Here is a 14,899-nt window from a genome sequence, read left to right as displayed (position 1 = left end):
CGCCGCCGCCCCTTGCGGAGCGGCGGCGGCGGTGCGTCTGCGAGATGGGCCGGAGCCCGCTCGGTCAGTTGAACTCGTAGCGCAGGCCGGCGCGGATCTGGTGCAGGTTGAAGCCGTGGTCGCGGCCCTGCACGCCGGAGGCGCCGAAGGAGCGGTCGTCGGCGTCGAAGCCGAAGGCGTCGCCTTCGCTGATGCGGGTGTAGCGATAGCCCGCGTCAAGCTTGAGCTGCTGGGTCAGGTCGAAGCTGGCACCGGCCATCAGCGACGCGGCGAAGCGCACCGACGACTCGCCCGGATGCGTGCTGCGATAGACGTCCGGATCACCGCCGCAGGGCCCGCCGCTGCAGGCGATCTCGTCGTTCATGTCGTCGTACTTCACCCAGGCGAAACCAGCGCCCGCGCCGAGATAGGGCGTGACGATGCCGAAGTGGCCGACATCGACATAGGCGTTCGCCATGGCCATCCAGACCGAAGCCTTGGACGAGTCGTTGTAACGGCAGTCGTTGTCGACCGGGTCGAGGCCGTAGCCGATCTCGACGAGATAGCTGCACTCGCTCGAGCCCTTCACGTCCGTCTTGAAGTAGTCGACCGTCACGTCGCCACGGACGTAGTCGTTCAGCCGGAAGCCGGCGCCGGCGCCGAAGGTGGCGTTGTTCTTCAGCTCGATCGAGTCGTAGTACTCGTGCGAGTCGATGCCGGGGAACGGCTGGTTGTAGAAGTAGTAGTCGCCGGACGTCTTCGACTTGAACAGGTAGCCGACGTCGCCGCGGATGTACCAGTTGGAATAGGACTGCGGCGCCGGCTGCTCGTAGATCGGCTGTTCTTCGACCAGGTCGGCGGCCTGAGCGGCGGTCACACCCGCCATCAGGCCGCACGCCAGCATCGTGATGGCGGTAATGCGTTGCATCGCTTTCACTCCTAGCGGTTGCGGTGCAAAAGCTCTGTGACTTTCGCAACCCTAAGGTAAAAGCCGATGGTTAACGGGCCGTTTATTTTACGACGAGATTTACCATAGGAGCGTTTTTTCGGTTGCAGGCCCGGCGCCTACGCCGCCACCGACTGCAAGGCGCCGACGATGTCGTCCACAACCGTGGCGACAAGCGCGGGATCGTCGCCCTCCGCCATGACCCGGATCAACGGTTCGGTGCCGGACGGACGGATGACGAGGCGCCCGGCGTTTCCAAGCCGCAGGCGAGCTGCTTCGATGACCGTCTGCACCCCCTCCTTCTCCAGCGGCGCCCCGCCCGAGAAGCGCACGTTCTTGAGGATCTGCGGCACCGGGTCGAAGCGCCGGCAGACCTCGGAAACCGTACCACCGTTCTTCTTGACCACGGCCAGCACCTGCAGCGCCGACACGAGGCCGTCGCCGGTGGTCGAGAAGTCCGACAGGACGATGTGACCGGACTGCTCGCCGCCGACATTGTAGCCGTGCTCGCGCATATGCTCGACGACGTAACGGTCGCCGACCTTGGTGCGGGCGAGCTGCAGGTGCCGATCCTGCAGGAAGCGCTCCAGGCCGAGATTGGACATGATGGTGGCGACGATGCCGCCGGCGGCCAGCCGGCCATCCTCGGCCCAGCTCTCGGCGATCACGGCCATGATCTGGTCGCCGTCGACGATCTCGCCGCGCTCGTCGACGATCAGCACCCGGTCGGCATCGCCGTCGAGAGCGATGCCGATGTCGGCCCTCACCTCGTTGACCTTGGCGCACAGCGCCGCCGGCGCGGTCGAGCCGCAGTTCTTGTTGATGTTGAGACCGTCGGGTTCGACGCCGATCTTCACCACCTCGGCGCCGAGCTCCCACAGCACCTCCGGCGCCACGCGGTAGCCGGCACCGTTGGCACAGTCGATCGCGACCCGCAGCCCCTCCAGCGAGAGCTGGCGCGGCAAGGTGCGCTTTGCCGACTCGATGTAGCGGTCGTGAACGCCGTCGATGCGCTTGGCCCGGCCGAGATGGCCGTTGTCGGCGAGGCGGCGGGACAGATCCTCTTCGAGCAGCGCCTCGATCGACGCCTCGATGTCGTCCGACAGCTTGTAGCCGTCCGGGCCGAACAGCTTGATGCCGTTGTCGTAGAACGGGTTGTGCGACGCCGAGATCATCACGCCGATGTCGGCGCGCAGCGAGCGCGTCAGCATCGCCACGGCCGGGGTCGGCATCGGGCCGAGCAGAAACACGTCGATGCCGACGGCGGTGAAGCCCGCGACCATCGCGTTCTCGATCATGTAGCTCGACAGGCGCGTGTCCTTGCCGATCACGACGCGGTGGCGGTAGTTGCCACGCCTGAACGCGAGCCCGGCAGCCATGCCGACCTTCATCGCGACCTCGGCGGTCATGGGATGCTGGTTGGCGCGGCCGCGAATGCCGTCCGTGCCGAAATATCTCTTGCTCATCGCAGTCCCTGATCGGAGGTTGCGCGACCGTGTATCCGGCGCAGCCTAGCGCCGAAAGTAAAAAAGAATGTCACCCGATAAGACTTGCGCAACCGCTGGTCACGGTTCGACGATGCCGTCGCGTTCGGCGCGCGGTCACGCGGCGGGTGTCCGGCACCCCGCCCGCAAACGAAAAGAGGCGGCCGAAGCCACCTCTTCCTGTCTCTGCTGCGAGGCCTGCCCGCCGATCAGGTCGGCTGCGGCTCGAGCCCGCCCTCCTTGTCGTCGCGCGAGATCGAGGGGCGCGAGCCGGCCTTCGGCACGGCCGAGCCACGCGAGGGCGGCGTGTCGTCCCCCATGTCGCGGGTCAGCGGCCGACCGGCGAGGAGATCACGGACCTCGTCGCCCGACAGCGTCTCGTATTCGAGCAGCGCGTTGGCGAGCAGATGCAGCTCGTCGATGTGATCGTTGAGGATCTTGCGCGCCTTGTTCTCGGCGACCTCGACGATGCCGCGAACCTCCGAGTCGATCATCCGCGCCGTCTCTTCGGACATGTGCTGCTGGCGCGCGACCGAATGGCCGAGGAAGACCTCGTCCTGCGTCTCGCGGTAGCGCAGCCGGCCGAGCTTGTCGCTCATGCCGTACTCCATGACCATCGCGCGGGCCATGTTGGTGGCCTGCTGGATGTCGTTGGAGGCGCCCGTCGTCACGTTGTCGAGCCCGTAGATGATCTCCTCGGCGGCGCGTCCGCCGAAGATCATCGCCAGCCGCGCCTCCATCTCGTTCTTGCGCATGCCGTAGCGGTCGCGCTCCGGCAGGTTCATCGTCACGCCGAGGGCGCGGCCGCGCGGGATGATGGTGACCTTGTGCAGCGGATCGTTGAACGGCTCGTGCAGGCCGACCAGGGCGTGCCCCGCCTCGTGATAGGCCGTCAGCTTCTTCTCTTCCTCGGTCATCGCCATCGACCGGCGCTCGGCGCCCATCATGACCTTGTCCTTGGCGTCCTCGAACTCGAGCATCGTGACGAGGCGCTTGGAGCGGCGGGCCGCCATCAGCGCCGCCTCGTTGACGAGGTTGGCGAGATCGGCACCGGAGAAGCCCGGCGTGCCGCGGGCGATCGTCTTGAGGTCGACGTTCGGCGCAAGAGGCACGTTGCGCACGTGCACCTTGAGGATCTTCTCGCGACCGGTGACGTCCGGGTTCGGCACCACGACCTGACGGTCGAAGCGGCCCGGGCGCAGCAGCGCCGGATCGAGAACGTCCGGACGGTTGGTGGCTGCGATGAGGATGATGCCCTCGTTCGCTTCAAAGCCGTCCATCTCGACGAGCAGCTGGTTCAGCGTCTGCTCGCGCTCGTCGTTGCCGCCGCCGAGGCCGGCGCCGCGATGGCGGCCGACCGCGTCGATCTCGTCGATGAAGATGATGCAGGGGCTGTTCTTCTTGGCCTGCTCGAACATGTCGCGCACGCGGCTGGCGCCGACGCCGACGAACATCTCGACGAAGTCCGAGCCGGAGATGGTGAAGAACGGCACGTTCGCCTCACCCGCGACGGAGCGCGCAAGCAGCGTCTTGCCGGTGCCCGGAGGGCCGACGAGAAGGACGCCGCGCGGGATCTTGCCGCCGAGACGCTGGAACTTCTGCGGCTCGCGCAGGAACTCGACGATCTCCTCGAGATCCTGCTTGGCTTCGTCGACACCGGCGACGTCCGAGAACGTCACCCGCCCATGCGCCTCGGTCAGGAGCTTGGCCTTCGACTTGCCGAAGCCCATGGCCTTGCCGCCCGAGCCCTGCATCTGGCGCATCAGGAAGATCCAGACGCCGAGGATCAGCAGGATCGGCCCGAAGGACAGGATCATCGACCAGATCGGGTTGGTGTTGTCGCTCGGCGGGCTGGCGCTGATCGTCACGCCCTTCTGCTCCAGCCGACCGACCAGCTGGGAGTCGCCCGGCGAATAGGTCTGGAACGGACTCGAGCCGTCCGAATAGGTGCCGTTGATCCGCTGGCCCTGGATCGTCACGGAGCGTACGCGCCCCTGCGAGACGTCGTTCAGGAACTGCGAGTACGGGATGTCGCGTGCCCCCGCGGAAGGCGAGCCGTTCGAGAAGAGCTGGAAGAGCGCGATCAGGAGGAGTGCGATGATCGCCCAAAGCGCAAAGTTGCGGAAATTCTGGTTCATTACGTGCCCTGAGCCCGCGCCCGAGGTCGCCCGTGCGCTTTTCTCGAAGATAGGTGTAGGTGTGACTCTTGCCAACCGCTTCGGACGGTTTTGCGGCAGAATGGCAACGGTCCGGCCGGCGCCGACGGGCCACACCGTAAACAAAGCGCTCCTGCGCCCTGCCTCACGGGCCTCAGAAGAGGTCGCGGAGCAGTCGCCAGACGATCCTCTGGCGAATCGTCAGTACCGGCAAGACAGCGTCGACCTTGCCGCGCAGACCCGGCGGGACGGCCAGGAGTGCGCCGTCCGGCGCGAGGAGCACCGGCAGCGTCCGCTCGTGCGGATTGCCGCGCCCCGTGATCCCGAAGGGCGCAAGACGCAAGCCTGGCGCGGGCGACGATGCGAAGTGGACGTCGAAGCGCCGGTCGAAGACGGTGTGCCGGACGCCGGTGTCGAGCGCCACCGCCGCGATGCCTCGTCGCCCCCACTCGCGTGTGAAGCGGATCGCCCCTGCATCGGCACCGATGGCGGCCCCACCCAGCGTCGCCGCGGCTTCTCGTTCACGCTCGAGGCGCGCGTCGAGCCGTTCGAGCGCAGGACGCGCCGGCGCGTGCAGGCCGCCTCCCGCCGCCACGACCGCACGCGCCAGCCAGGCGAGCCGGAGTGCAGGCGGCAGCCGCGCGAAGGCGGAGCGGCGCATCCGGATCACACCTTCGGCATCGACATCGAAGAGCGGCCCGTCCGCCGTATGCCGTGACGAGGCCAGCCTACGGTCGAAGGCGTCGCGGGCCGCCGTATGGGTCGCGATGGCGGCAAGGACGGCCGACCGGTCGACGTCCTCGCGGGCCAGCGCCTCGCGCAGCCGCACCCGCACAAAGCGTCGATCGCGGTTGCTCGGATCATCCGCAGCGGAAAGACCGGCAGCGGCCACATTCGCCTTCAGCCGCACGCCGGGCACGGCAAGCAGCGGGCGCAGGAGGGCGATCCCCGGCTCGAGATCGCGGATCTCTCGCATCCCGGCGAGGCCGCGGTCCCCGGCCTTGCGCGCCGCGGCGATGAGATGGGTTTCGACCTGGTCGTCGAGGTGATGGGCGGTCATGACCGCACAGGCTCCCGCGTCGCGCGCCGCCGCGGCGAGGAGCGCGTACCGCGCCTCGCGCGCCCGCGCCTGCAGGTTCGTGACCGGCGGCACCGGGTGCCAATGCCGCGTCTCATGCGGAAGCCCAAGGCTGCCGGCGAGCCGGGCAACCGCCTGCGCCTCGGCGGCAGCGTCCGGGCGCAAGCCGTGATCGACGGTCACGACGGAGAAGCATACGTCAGGCGCGTCGCTCTGCGCCGCGCGGTGATGCGCTGCGGCCAGCATCAGCGCCAGCGAATCCGGCCCGCCGGAGACGGCGAGCACGATCCGCAGTGGCCGGGCATCTTGCGCCTCGCCCGCCCACGTCCTCCACGCGGCGAGGCGCCGCAGCGAACTATCTAGAAGATCACGTGTCTCGCCGGCAGTCAGGGGCTCCGCGCCCGGGCGTTTCGCCCCCGGCCTCGATGCAGCGGGCTCTGGCTCGAAGGCCTGGGCAGGCGCGCTCAGCAGTGGGCGGACGCCTTCTCGGCCGACAGCTTCTTCTGCACGGCAGCGCTCATGCTCGGATAGCGCTTCGACACCTCGGCATAGGTCACGCAGGCCGTCTCGCGGTTGTCGAGCTTGGCAAGCGACATGCCGAGCTTCAGCATCATCTCCGGCGCCTTGCCGCTCTTGGGATACTGCTTCTGGGCGTTGAGGAAGACCTCGGCCGCGTCGGTGTACTTCTTCTGGGCGAACAGGCTCTCGCCGAGCCAGTACTGCGCGTCCGGCACGTCCTTGGCCCCGGGGTAGGTCTGCGCGTACTGGCGGAAGCTCTGCTCGGCGAGCTGATAGTCGCCGGCCAGCATGTAGTTGTAGGCGAGCGTGTAGAGGTCGTCGGCTGTCTTCGGATCGATCGACGCGACCGTGTCGGAGGACACCCCCGGCGCCTGCGACGGTGCGGCAGCGGCGGCGCCGAGATCGAGGTTCGGCGCCTCGAGAATCTGGCCGATCTGGTCGCCGCCGTCACCGATGCCGCCATCGGCCGGCGGCGTTGCCGGCGCTTGCGCGGCAGCGCGCGGCGCGGCAGGCGGCGGTGTCGCAGCGGCGACGTCGGGACCCGTCGGCTGAGCCGGCGCCGGCGCGGCTTCGGTCCGCTTCTGACCGGCGCCGGAGGCATTGCCTTCCAGATCCTGGAAGCGGAACTCGTTGTCCTCCTGCTGCTTGCGCATCTGCTCCTGCATCTGCAGAAGCTGGAAGGAGAGCTCCTCGACCTTGCCGGTGAGACGGCGCACCTCCTCCTCGAGCTGGCTGATGCGAACCGAGGAATCGGCCTGCGCCAGGAGCACCGGCTTCTCGGCCGGAGCCTCGACCGGTGCGGCGCGCTCGCTTCGCTCGGCGCCGAGGCCGAAGGGCAAGTTCAGGGCGCTGGCCGGACCGCAGGCCGCGGCCAAGCTCAGTCCGATCGCCGCGAGGCGGACGGTGTTGCGAAGCGCCATGCTTCAGGCTCCATCACTCGAAAAACACGAAGCGTCCGCCAGCCGCAGACACGGGGATCGGGCGCGGCTGGCCGGACACGGCCTCATAGCATGGAACGGGCGAGTTCGGCCAAACTTTGACGCGGCGGAACGGCGCGGCGCCGACGTTCGTGTCTCGATCGGCCAAGACAAAACGCCGACGGCCCCGCACGGGGCCGTCGGTCGTCGAACACATCCGAACGGGCGGAGGATCAGCTGCCAGGCGCGCCGAGCACCGTGACCGCCCGCCGGTTTTGCGACCAGCAGGAGATGTCGTCGCACACGGCCACCGGACGCTCCTTGCCGTAGGAGATCGTCTTGATGCGGCTCGCCGGGATGCCGCGCGAGGCGAGGAAGTCGCGGGTGGCGGCGGCGCGGCGGGCGCCGAGCGCCAGGTTGTACTCGCGGGTGCCGCGCTCGTCCGCATGGCCCTCGACGGTGATCGCGTACTGCGGGTACTGCTGCAGCCACTGGGCCTGCCGGCTCAGGGTCTGCTGCGCGTCGGCGCGGATCGAGGACGAGTCGGTGTCGAAGAAGATGCGGTCGCCGACATTGACCGTGAAGTCCTGGTTGGACCCGGGACCGGACCCACCAAGCCCGCCGGCGCCGGCGCCGGCGCCCAGGCCGAGCTCGCCGGCATTGTCCGGCAGGCCGGTCTTCTTCGAGGCGCAGCCGGAGATCGCAACGAGCGCGGCCAGGGCGAGCGGCAGGGCAATGTGGCTGTAGGCCTTGGAAGCAGTCCGGCGCATCGCCGATTCCTTTAAGGTTCGAAGGGATTCCGTTACCGACCGTTTACGCGGAAACAGTTAACGCCGGGTGAAGGACGGTCTCACGTACGATCACGACACAGGCGTTAGAGAACGGTCGCAGATGGCGTTTATGCGGCATTCCGGCCGGCAGGCAAAGAGCGATCTTTGCCCAGCCTTTTCCGAAGCTTGCCCTCGGTCGCCTCGCCTACTCCAGAAGCGGCGACCAGGCGGGATCGGAGGCGAAGTCCGGCGTCGGGACCTGCATCTCGTTGCGACCGGTCAGATCGATCGAGAAGAGGTGCGGCCCGCCGCCGCCGGCCTGGTCGCGGAAGAACATCAGCACGCGCCCGTTCGGGGCCCAGGTCGGGCCTTCGTTGTGGAAGCCCGAGGTGAGGATGCGCTCGCCCGAGCCGTCGGGGCGCATCACGCCGATCTGGAACAGGCCGCCGGTCTGCTTGGTGAAGGCGATGAGATCGCCGCGCGGCGACCAGACCGGCGTCGAGTAGGCGCCATCGCCGAAGGAGATGCGCTGCTGGCCGCTGCCGTCGGCGTTCATCACGTAGAGCTGCTGGCGACCGCCCCGGTCCGATTCGAAGACGATGCGGTTGCCGTCCGGCGCGTAGGAGGGCGAGGTGTCGATCGCCGCCGTATTGGTGAGCCGCGTCGTCGCCCGCGAGCGCAGATCCATGGCGTAGATGTTGGCGTTGCCCTCCTGCTGGAGGCTCATCACCACCTTCTGCCCGTCCGGCGAGAAGCGCGGCGAGAAGGTCATGCCCGGGAAGTTGCCGACGATCTCGCGCTGGCCGGTCTCGATCTGGAGGAGATAGACGCGCGGCTCGGCATTGCCGAACGACATGTAGGTGATCTCCTGGCGGTTCGGCGAGAAGCGCGGCGTCAGCACGAGGTCGCCGCCCTTGGTGAGATAGCGCACGTTGGCGCCGTCCTGGTCCATGATCGCCAGCCGCTTGACGCGCTTGTTCTTCGGGCCCGTCTCGTCGACGAAGACCACGCGGGTGTCGAAGTAGCCCTTCTCACCGGTGATCCGCTGATAGATCGCGTCGGCGATGATGTGGGCGACCCGCCGCCAGTTCTCCGGGTTGGTGTAGAACTGCTGGCCGTCCATCTGCTGGCCGGCGAGGCTGTCCCACAGCCGGAACTCGACCCGCAGCCGTCCGTCGGCCTCCGGCGATACGCGGCCGGTGACGACCGCCTGCGCATTGATCACCGTCCAGTCGGAAAAGCGCGGCGTCTCGTCCGGCCCGAGGTTCTTCTGGATGAAGGCGGCGTGGTCGATCGGCGCGAAGAGGCCAGAGCGCTTGAGGTCGGCGGTGATCACCGAAGTGATGTCCGTGCCGACCTTGCTGTTCGCCTGGAAGTCGTTGATGGCGATCGGCAGCGGCTCGACCGTGCCCTCGGTGATGTCGACCGTGAGCGCCGCGCGCGCCGGCGCCGCCGCTGCGAGGAGCGCGACCGCCAGGACGGCGAGAGCCGCGGTGAAACTACGCTTCATGTCAAACCCTTCCGGTTCGGATGGAAGGCGCGCGAACACGCGCCGTAACTGCAGGACGTCGGCGGGCGGCGCAGCGCGCCGCGGTCAATACATCGCGCTCGGATCGAAGTTGAGCGTGAGCTCGGACCAGGCGTCGTACTTGTCGGTGGGCAGGTTGTACGGCGCGCAGCGCCGGACCGCACGGAGCGCCGCGTCGCCGGCCGCGCGCGCGGTGGTCGAGCCGCTGCCGCCGTCGACGATGGACGGAACGCCTTCCAGAGCACCCGACGGGTCGAGCCGCATGTGGATCGACACCCGGAGCGACTCGGTCGAGTCGACGCCGTACGGCGCGGCCCAGCACTCCTTCATCTTCTTCTTGATCAGACCCTGCAGCTCGCCGAGCTCGCTCTGCGACAGCTTCGTTCCGGTGTTGCGCTCGCCGCCGAGCGAAGCCTGCTGGGTCGAGCGCTTCGCACCGCCGCCCGCGGCCTTCTCCTTGTTCAGGAGCGCGGCGATGTCGTCGGCGTTGAACTCCGATTCCGTCTCGGTGTTCTTCTCCGACTTCTTGGTCTCCTTGCTCGCCGCCTTCTTCTCGGCGGGCTTGGCCTGGTCCGTCTTCGCCGGGGTGTCGGCGGGCCTGGTCTCCGCCGGCTTGTCCTGCGGCTTGGTCTCGACGGGCTTGGCCTCGGCGACCTTCACCTCGGGCTTGGGCGGCTGCGGCTTGACCTGCGGGAGCGGGACGTTGCGCGGCACCGGAGCGACCGCCGGCGCGTCCTCGGCCGCGGCGGCGATCGTCTGTTCGACGGCGTCGACCTCCGGCTTCGGCTCCGGCGGCTGCGGGGTCTCGGCCACCTGCGGCTGCGGCGGCTCCGGCTTGGCGGGCTCGGGCTTCGGCGGCTCAGCCTTCGGGGTCGGCGGGGGCGGCGGAGGCGGCGGCGCGTCCTTGGCCGCCACCTGCGGATCGGGCGCCTTCTGCGTCTGCTTCTGCGCGGCGGCCTGCTCGACCGCACGCGGCTTTGGCTGCGGCTTCGGCGGGCTGTCGAGATCGACCTCGTTGTCCCCGACGTGCTCGGCCGGCATCGGCAGCTTGGCCGGCTTCTCGGTCGGCTTCGGCGCCGGCTTGTCGCTGAGCTTCGCCTTGTCGTCGCCGACCAGCGACTGCGCCAGGTCCTCGATCGGCACGATCTCCACCGGCAGAGCCTCGGCGTTCGACACGTCGAAGGCCGTCGGCGACGAGAAGGACCAGAGGCCCCAGCTCAGAAGCGCGGCGTGCAGGACGGCGGAGGCGGCGATGCTCGGCTTCATGATGCCCGGGCGTCCGTTAGCTGGTGGCTTCCTGCGCCGTCACGAGCCCGATGTTGCGGTAACCGGCGGCGGAAATCTTCGCCATCACCTTCATCACCGTGCCGTAGTCGGCAGAGCGGTCGCCCTTGACGTAGATGCGCTCCTCGTAGCCCGTCTTGGCGATCTGCTGCAGCTGGCCGACGACGTCGTCGACCGCGATCTCGGTCTCCTGGATGTAGACCTGCCCCTTGGCGTTCACCGAGATGGTGATCGGCTGGGTGTCGGAGTTCATCGCCTTGGCCGAGGTCTCGGGCAGTTCGAGCGGCACGCCGACAGTCAGCATCGGCGCAGCAACCATGAAGATGATGAGCAGCACCAGCATGACGTCGACCATCGGCGTCACGTTGATCTCGCTCATCGGGCGCCTGCGCGACCCGCCGCGCCTGCGGCGCGATCCACCGCCCCCCGACGCCCCTACCGACATGCCCATCCGTGTCGATCCTTCGAAAGCTGCGGCCGGCTCGTCGGCCCGCCGTATGCGTCACATCCGTCGGCCGCCTCAGCGGGCCGCGGTCTTCTCGTCGATCTGCCGCGACAGGATCGCGGAGAACTCGTCGGCGAAGGCCTCAAGGCGCATGCCGAGCTTGCCGGCATCGGCCGACAGCTTGTTGTAGGCGATCACCGCGGGGATCGCGGCGACGAGGCCGATGGCGGTGGCGAGCAGCGCCTCGGCGATACCGGGCGCGACCACCGCGAGATTGGTCTGCTTGGAGGCGGCGATCGCCTGGAACGAGGTCATGATGCCGACCACCGTGCCGAAGAGGCCGATGAAGGGCGCGGCCGAGCCGACGGTGGCGAGGAAGCCGAGGCGCGACTCAAGCCCGTCCATCTCCCGCGCCAGGGTCACGTCCATGGCCTTCTCGATGCGGGTCTGCAGGCCGATCGGCGAGCGGGCGCCCTTCTCGAAGGACTTCTTCCACTCGCGCATCGCCGCCACGAACAGCGCACCCATGCCGGCGGCCTTGCGCTCGGAGAGCGTGTTGTAGAGCTCCTCCAGCGACTGGCCCGACCAGAAATTGTGCTCGAACTTGTTCAGCTGCGAGCGGAAACGCGAATAGCGCATCGACTTGTCGATGATGATCGCCCAGGTCCAGATCGAGGCGGCGAGCAGCCCCAGCATCACGAGCTTGACGATGATCGACGCCTGCCAGAACAGTGCCCACACCGATACGCCCGACGCGTGCGCCTCAAGTGCGCTCTGCGCAACCTCGTTCATCGTGCCCCTCGAACTTTCCTTCTTCGGACGAGAAGGAACCGTCGCGGCGCCGACCGGCCGAGCGCCATGCGAAGCGCCCGGCGCTCCGCCCTGCCTCGAGCCGTGTCACAAGCCGCCCTTGGCCCCCGCGTCCCTCTTTGCTGGCGAATCAGGTGAAACAATGGCGTGCTGCATAGCACCAATTTTCTGGACACCATTGAAACAGCATTAGGGTTAAGGGGGCGTTAACGATCACGCGGGCGGCTGCTGCGGTGCGGCACTCGCCGCGCCCAGCACCGCCATGACCCGCTCCGGCATGCGCCGCGGCTTGCCCTCCGGCGAGATCACCGCGACCTTGACCTTCGCCGTCACGAGGGTCGTCGCGCCGAGGCGGATCTCCTGCCCCAGCACGATGCGCGCGCCGCCGAGCAGCAGCGTCTCGGTGCGCACCTCGAGGATGTCGTCGATCCGGGCCGGGCGCAGGAAGTCGATGTCCATGTGCCGGACCGCGAAGGCCATCGGCTCTCCGAAGCCGCCGGCCGCCAAGGTGCGGTGGTCGATTCCCCGCAGGCGCAGGAAATCGGTGCGCGCCCGCTCCATGAAGTGGAGGTAGCGGGCGTGGTAGACGACGCCGGAAAAGTCGGTGTCCTCGAAATACACCCGTACGTTCAGAACGTGCCCAATTTCAGTGAGATAGCCGGAAAGGCTCGCGGTCGTGGTCACCGAGGCTCCCGTGCAAGGCCGTGCAATGTCATGGACGTGTTACATCATGCTGATTGGAAGCGCTCGTTAAAGCATCTCATCAGGGGTTACCATGACCGTGACCAAGCTCGCCACGCTCGCCGCGGCGCTTCTGGCCTCGACGGCCATCGCCAAGGCCGATCCGGTGTTCAACCGCATCGCTTCCTTTCCGGTCGCCGAAAATCTGCCGGCGGACGCCGATCCGAAGTCGGAGACCTCGGCCGAGATCATCACCGCGAGCGCGGACGGCAACACGCTGATCTACAGCGACAGCCCGTTCGGCGGCATCGGCATGATCGACATCACCGACGCCAGGGCGCCGAAGCCGGCCGGCTACGTCAAGTTCGACGGCGAGCCGACTTCGGTTGCGGCCGTGTCCGGCAAGGTGCTGGTCGGGGTCAACACCTCCGAGAGCTACACCAACCCGTCGGGCCTGCTGGCGGTGGTCGACCTCGCCTCGAAGTCTGTCGAGACGACCTGTGACCTCGGCGGCCAGCCGGACTCGGTTGCCGTGTCGCCCGACAAGAGCCTCGCGGCCGTCGCGATCGAGAACGAGCGCGACGAGGACGTCAACGACGGTGCCCTGCCCCAGATGCCGGCCGGCTACCTGGTCGTCGTGCCGCTGAAAGACGGCGTGGCGGACTGCGCCAACCTGAAGAAGGTGGACCTCACCGGCTACAGCGACATCGCGCCGGAGGATCCGGAGCCCGAGTTCGTCGACATCAACGCCGACAACGAGGTCATCGTCACGCTGCAGGAGAACAACCACCTCGTCATCGTCGACGGCAAGACCGGCGACGTGAAGGCCGACTACCCGGCGGGCACCGTCGCCCTCGACGGCGTCGACGCCAAGGACGACGGCGCGCTGGACTTCTCGGACGCGATCGAGGAGCGCCCGCGTGAGCCGGATGCGGTGCAGTGGCTCGGCACCGACCGGTTCGTCATCGCCAACGAGGGCGACTGGAAGGGCGGCACCCGCGGCTTCACCATCTTCAACCGCGACGGCACGGTCTCCTACGAGTCCGGCCCGTCTTTCGAGATGAAGGTCGCGCAGATCGGCCACTATCCGGACAAGCGGTCGGACGCCAAGGGCGTCGAGCCGGAGGGCCTGGAGGTCGCCAAGTTCGGCGACGACACGCTGATCTTCCTCCTCGCCGAGCGCGGCTCGGTGGTCGGCGTCTACCGCGACACCGGCAGGGAGCCGCAGCTGCTGCAGTTGCTGCCGTCCGGCATTTCGCCGGAGGGCGGTATTGCCATCCCCGGCCGCAACCTCTTCGCCACCGCCAACGAGGCAGATCTCGTTGAAGACGGCGCCGCTCGCTCACACGTGATGATCTACGAGCGTGCCGAGGGTACGCCCGCCTATCCGCAGATCGAGTCCAAGATGGAGGACGGCAAGCCGATCGGCTGGGGCGCCCTCTCGGCACTGGCCGCCGATCCGGAGACCGCCGGGCGCCTCTATTCGGTCAGCGACTCCTTCTACAAGAAGCAACCGACGATCTTCGTGATCGACGACACGCAGAAGCCGGCGATGATCACGCAGGCCATCCGTGTCACCGCGGACGGCAAGCCGGCCGCCAATCTCGACCTCGAGGGCATCACGACGGACGGCGCCGGCGGCTTCTGGCTCGCCAGCGAGGGCAATCCCGAGAAGGAGATCCCGCACCAGCTGGTCCATGTCGACGGCGCGGGCAAGGTCGAGGAGACCGTTCCCTTCCCGGCCGAACTCAAGGACAGTGCCACCCGCTTCGGCTCGGAAGGCATTGCCAAGGTCGGCGACACGCTCTGGGTCGCGGTCCAGCGCCCCTGGAAGGACGATCCGAAGAACACCACCAAGCTGCTCGCCTACGACACCAAGGCCAAGACCTGGGGCGGCGTGCGCTATCCGCTCGACGCGCCCTCGGCCGAGGGCGCCTGGGTCGGCCTGTCCGAAATCACCGTCAGCGGCGACTACGCCTACCTGATCGAGCGCGACAACCTGATCGGCTCGGCCGCCAAGCTGAAGGCGATCACCCGCGTGGCGCTCGCCGACCTGAAGCCCGCCACGCTCGGCGGCGACCTGCCGGTGGTCAAGAAGGAGACGGTGCGCGATCTCCTGCCGGACCTGAAGGCGACCGGCGGCTACGTCGTCGATAAGGTCGAGGGCTTCGCCATCGACAAGGACGGCGCCGGCTGGGTCGTCACCGACAATGACGGCGTCGACGACTCCTCCGGCGAAACGCTGTTCTTCACCATCGGCAAGATGTAAGCCGCGCGGCCACCCGGCCGCCGAGCGCCGCAT

At 68.1% G+C, this 14,899-nt stretch carries 12 protein-coding genes; 1 reads left to right on the top strand and 11 read right to left on the bottom strand.

The window, feature by feature from the left end:
• Window positions 1-64: 64 nt before the first annotated feature.
• From NPA30_RS18875 to ybgC, 11 genes are all read right to left on the bottom strand, one after another.
• Window positions 65-907: an outer membrane protein gene (locus tag NPA30_RS18875; RefSeq protein WP_256804362.1), complete on the bottom strand. Its 843-nt coding sequence runs from the start codon at window positions 905-907 to the stop codon at window positions 65-67.
• Between the two features lie 137 nt (window positions 908-1,044).
• Window positions 1,045-2,391, bottom strand: coding sequence for a phosphoglucosamine mutase (gene glmM, locus NPA30_RS18870; RefSeq protein ID WP_256804360.1), 1,347 nt, complete (start codon window positions 2,389-2,391; stop codon window positions 1,045-1,047).
• Window positions 2,392-2,618: 227 nt separating this feature from the next.
• Window positions 2,619-4,547 carry an ATP-dependent zinc metalloprotease FtsH gene (gene ftsH, locus NPA30_RS18865; protein WP_256804359.1) on the bottom strand — a complete coding sequence of 643 codons (1,929 nt, stop codon included), beginning with the start codon at window positions 4,545-4,547 and terminating at the stop codon, window positions 2,619-2,621.
• A 172-nt stretch (window positions 4,548-4,719) separates the two neighbouring features.
• Window positions 4,720-5,928, bottom strand: coding sequence for a tRNA lysidine(34) synthetase TilS (gene tilS, locus NPA30_RS18860; protein WP_256804358.1), 1,209 nt, complete (start codon window positions 5,926-5,928; stop codon window positions 4,720-4,722).
• Window positions 5,929-6,107: 179 nt separating this feature from the next.
• The gene (ybgF, locus tag NPA30_RS18855) at window positions 6,108-7,082 is read right to left on the bottom strand and encodes a tol-pal system protein YbgF (protein ID WP_256804356.1); all 975 of its coding nucleotides are present in this window, start codon (window positions 7,080-7,082) and stop codon (window positions 6,108-6,110) included.
• A gap of 230 nt (window positions 7,083-7,312) precedes the next feature.
• Window positions 7,313-7,849 (bottom strand): peptidoglycan-associated lipoprotein Pal, encoded by a 537-nt coding sequence (pal, locus tag NPA30_RS18850; protein ID WP_256804355.1) that lies wholly within the window; start codon window positions 7,847-7,849, stop codon window positions 7,313-7,315.
• Window positions 7,850-8,054: 205 nt separating this feature from the next.
• Window positions 8,055-9,359, bottom strand: coding sequence for a Tol-Pal system beta propeller repeat protein TolB (gene tolB, locus NPA30_RS18845; protein WP_256804354.1), 1,305 nt, complete (start codon window positions 9,357-9,359; stop codon window positions 8,055-8,057).
• An 84-nt stretch (window positions 9,360-9,443) separates the two neighbouring features.
• Window positions 9,444-10,643, bottom strand: a complete 1,200-nt coding sequence (locus NPA30_RS18840; protein WP_256804353.1) for a cell envelope integrity protein TolA — start codon at window positions 10,641-10,643, stop codon at window positions 9,444-9,446.
• Window positions 10,644-10,659: 16 nt separating this feature from the next.
• Window positions 10,660-11,112, bottom strand: a complete 453-nt coding sequence (gene tolR / locus NPA30_RS18835) for a protein TolR (protein ID WP_256804352.1) — start codon at window positions 11,110-11,112, stop codon at window positions 10,660-10,662.
• Between the two features lie 69 nt (window positions 11,113-11,181).
• Complete coding sequence (gene tolQ, locus NPA30_RS18830; protein ID WP_256804351.1) at window positions 11,182-11,898, bottom strand: protein TolQ; 717 nt, start codon at window positions 11,896-11,898, stop codon at window positions 11,182-11,184.
• 231 nt (window positions 11,899-12,129) lie between these two features.
• The gene (gene ybgC, locus NPA30_RS18825; protein WP_256804350.1) at window positions 12,130-12,600 is read right to left on the bottom strand and encodes a tol-pal system-associated acyl-CoA thioesterase; all 471 of its coding nucleotides are present in this window, start codon (window positions 12,598-12,600) and stop codon (window positions 12,130-12,132) included.
• 91 nt (window positions 12,601-12,691) lie between these two features.
• On the opposite strand from ybgC, the gene NPA30_RS18820 reads away from it, so the two are divergent.
• Window positions 12,692-14,866: an esterase-like activity of phytase family protein gene (locus tag NPA30_RS18820; protein WP_256804349.1), complete on the top strand. Its 2,175-nt coding sequence runs from the start codon at window positions 12,692-12,694 to the stop codon at window positions 14,864-14,866.
• Window positions 14,867-14,899 lie beyond the last annotated feature (33 nt).

Source organism: Mangrovibrevibacter kandeliae (assembly GCF_024519155.1).
Taxonomy (GTDB): domain Bacteria; phylum Pseudomonadota; class Alphaproteobacteria; order Rhizobiales; family Rhizobiaceae; genus Mangrovibrevibacter; species Mangrovibrevibacter kandeliae.
The sequence above is the reverse complement of the archived record's forward strand: the minus strand, read 5'-3'. Positions and strand labels throughout refer to the sequence as shown.

Bases quoted from the DNA above. Each gene is read 5' to 3' on its own strand.
- pal (WP_256804355.1), bottom strand. From the start codon at position 7,849: ATGCGCCGGACTGCTTCCAAGGCCTACAGCCACATTGCCCTGCCGCTC.
- NPA30_RS18820 (WP_256804349.1), top strand. From the start codon at position 12,692: ATGACCGTGACCAAGCTCGCCACGCTCGCCGCGGCGCTTCTGGCCTCG.
- tolR (WP_256804352.1), bottom strand. From the start codon at position 11,112: ATGGGCATGTCGGTAGGGGCGTCGGGGGGCGGTGGATCGCGCCGCAGG.
- ybgF (WP_256804356.1), bottom strand. From the start codon at position 7,082: ATGGCGCTTCGCAACACCGTCCGCCTCGCGGCGATCGGACTGAGCTTG.
- ftsH (WP_256804359.1), bottom strand. From the start codon at position 4,547: ATGAACCAGAATTTCCGCAACTTTGCGCTTTGGGCGATCATCGCACTC.
- tolQ (WP_256804351.1), bottom strand. From the start codon at position 11,898: ATGAACGAGGTTGCGCAGAGCGCACTTGAGGCGCACGCGTCGGGCGTA.
- tolB (WP_256804354.1), bottom strand. From the start codon at position 9,359: ATGAAGCGTAGTTTCACCGCGGCTCTCGCCGTCCTGGCGGTCGCGCTC.
- glmM (WP_256804360.1), bottom strand. From the start codon at position 2,391: ATGAGCAAGAGATATTTCGGCACGGACGGCATTCGCGGCCGCGCCAAC.
- NPA30_RS18875 (WP_256804362.1), bottom strand. From the start codon at position 907: ATGCAACGCATTACCGCCATCACGATGCTGGCGTGCGGCCTGATGGCG.
- NPA30_RS18840 (WP_256804353.1), bottom strand. From the start codon at position 10,643: ATGAAGCCGAGCATCGCCGCCTCCGCCGTCCTGCACGCCGCGCTTCTG.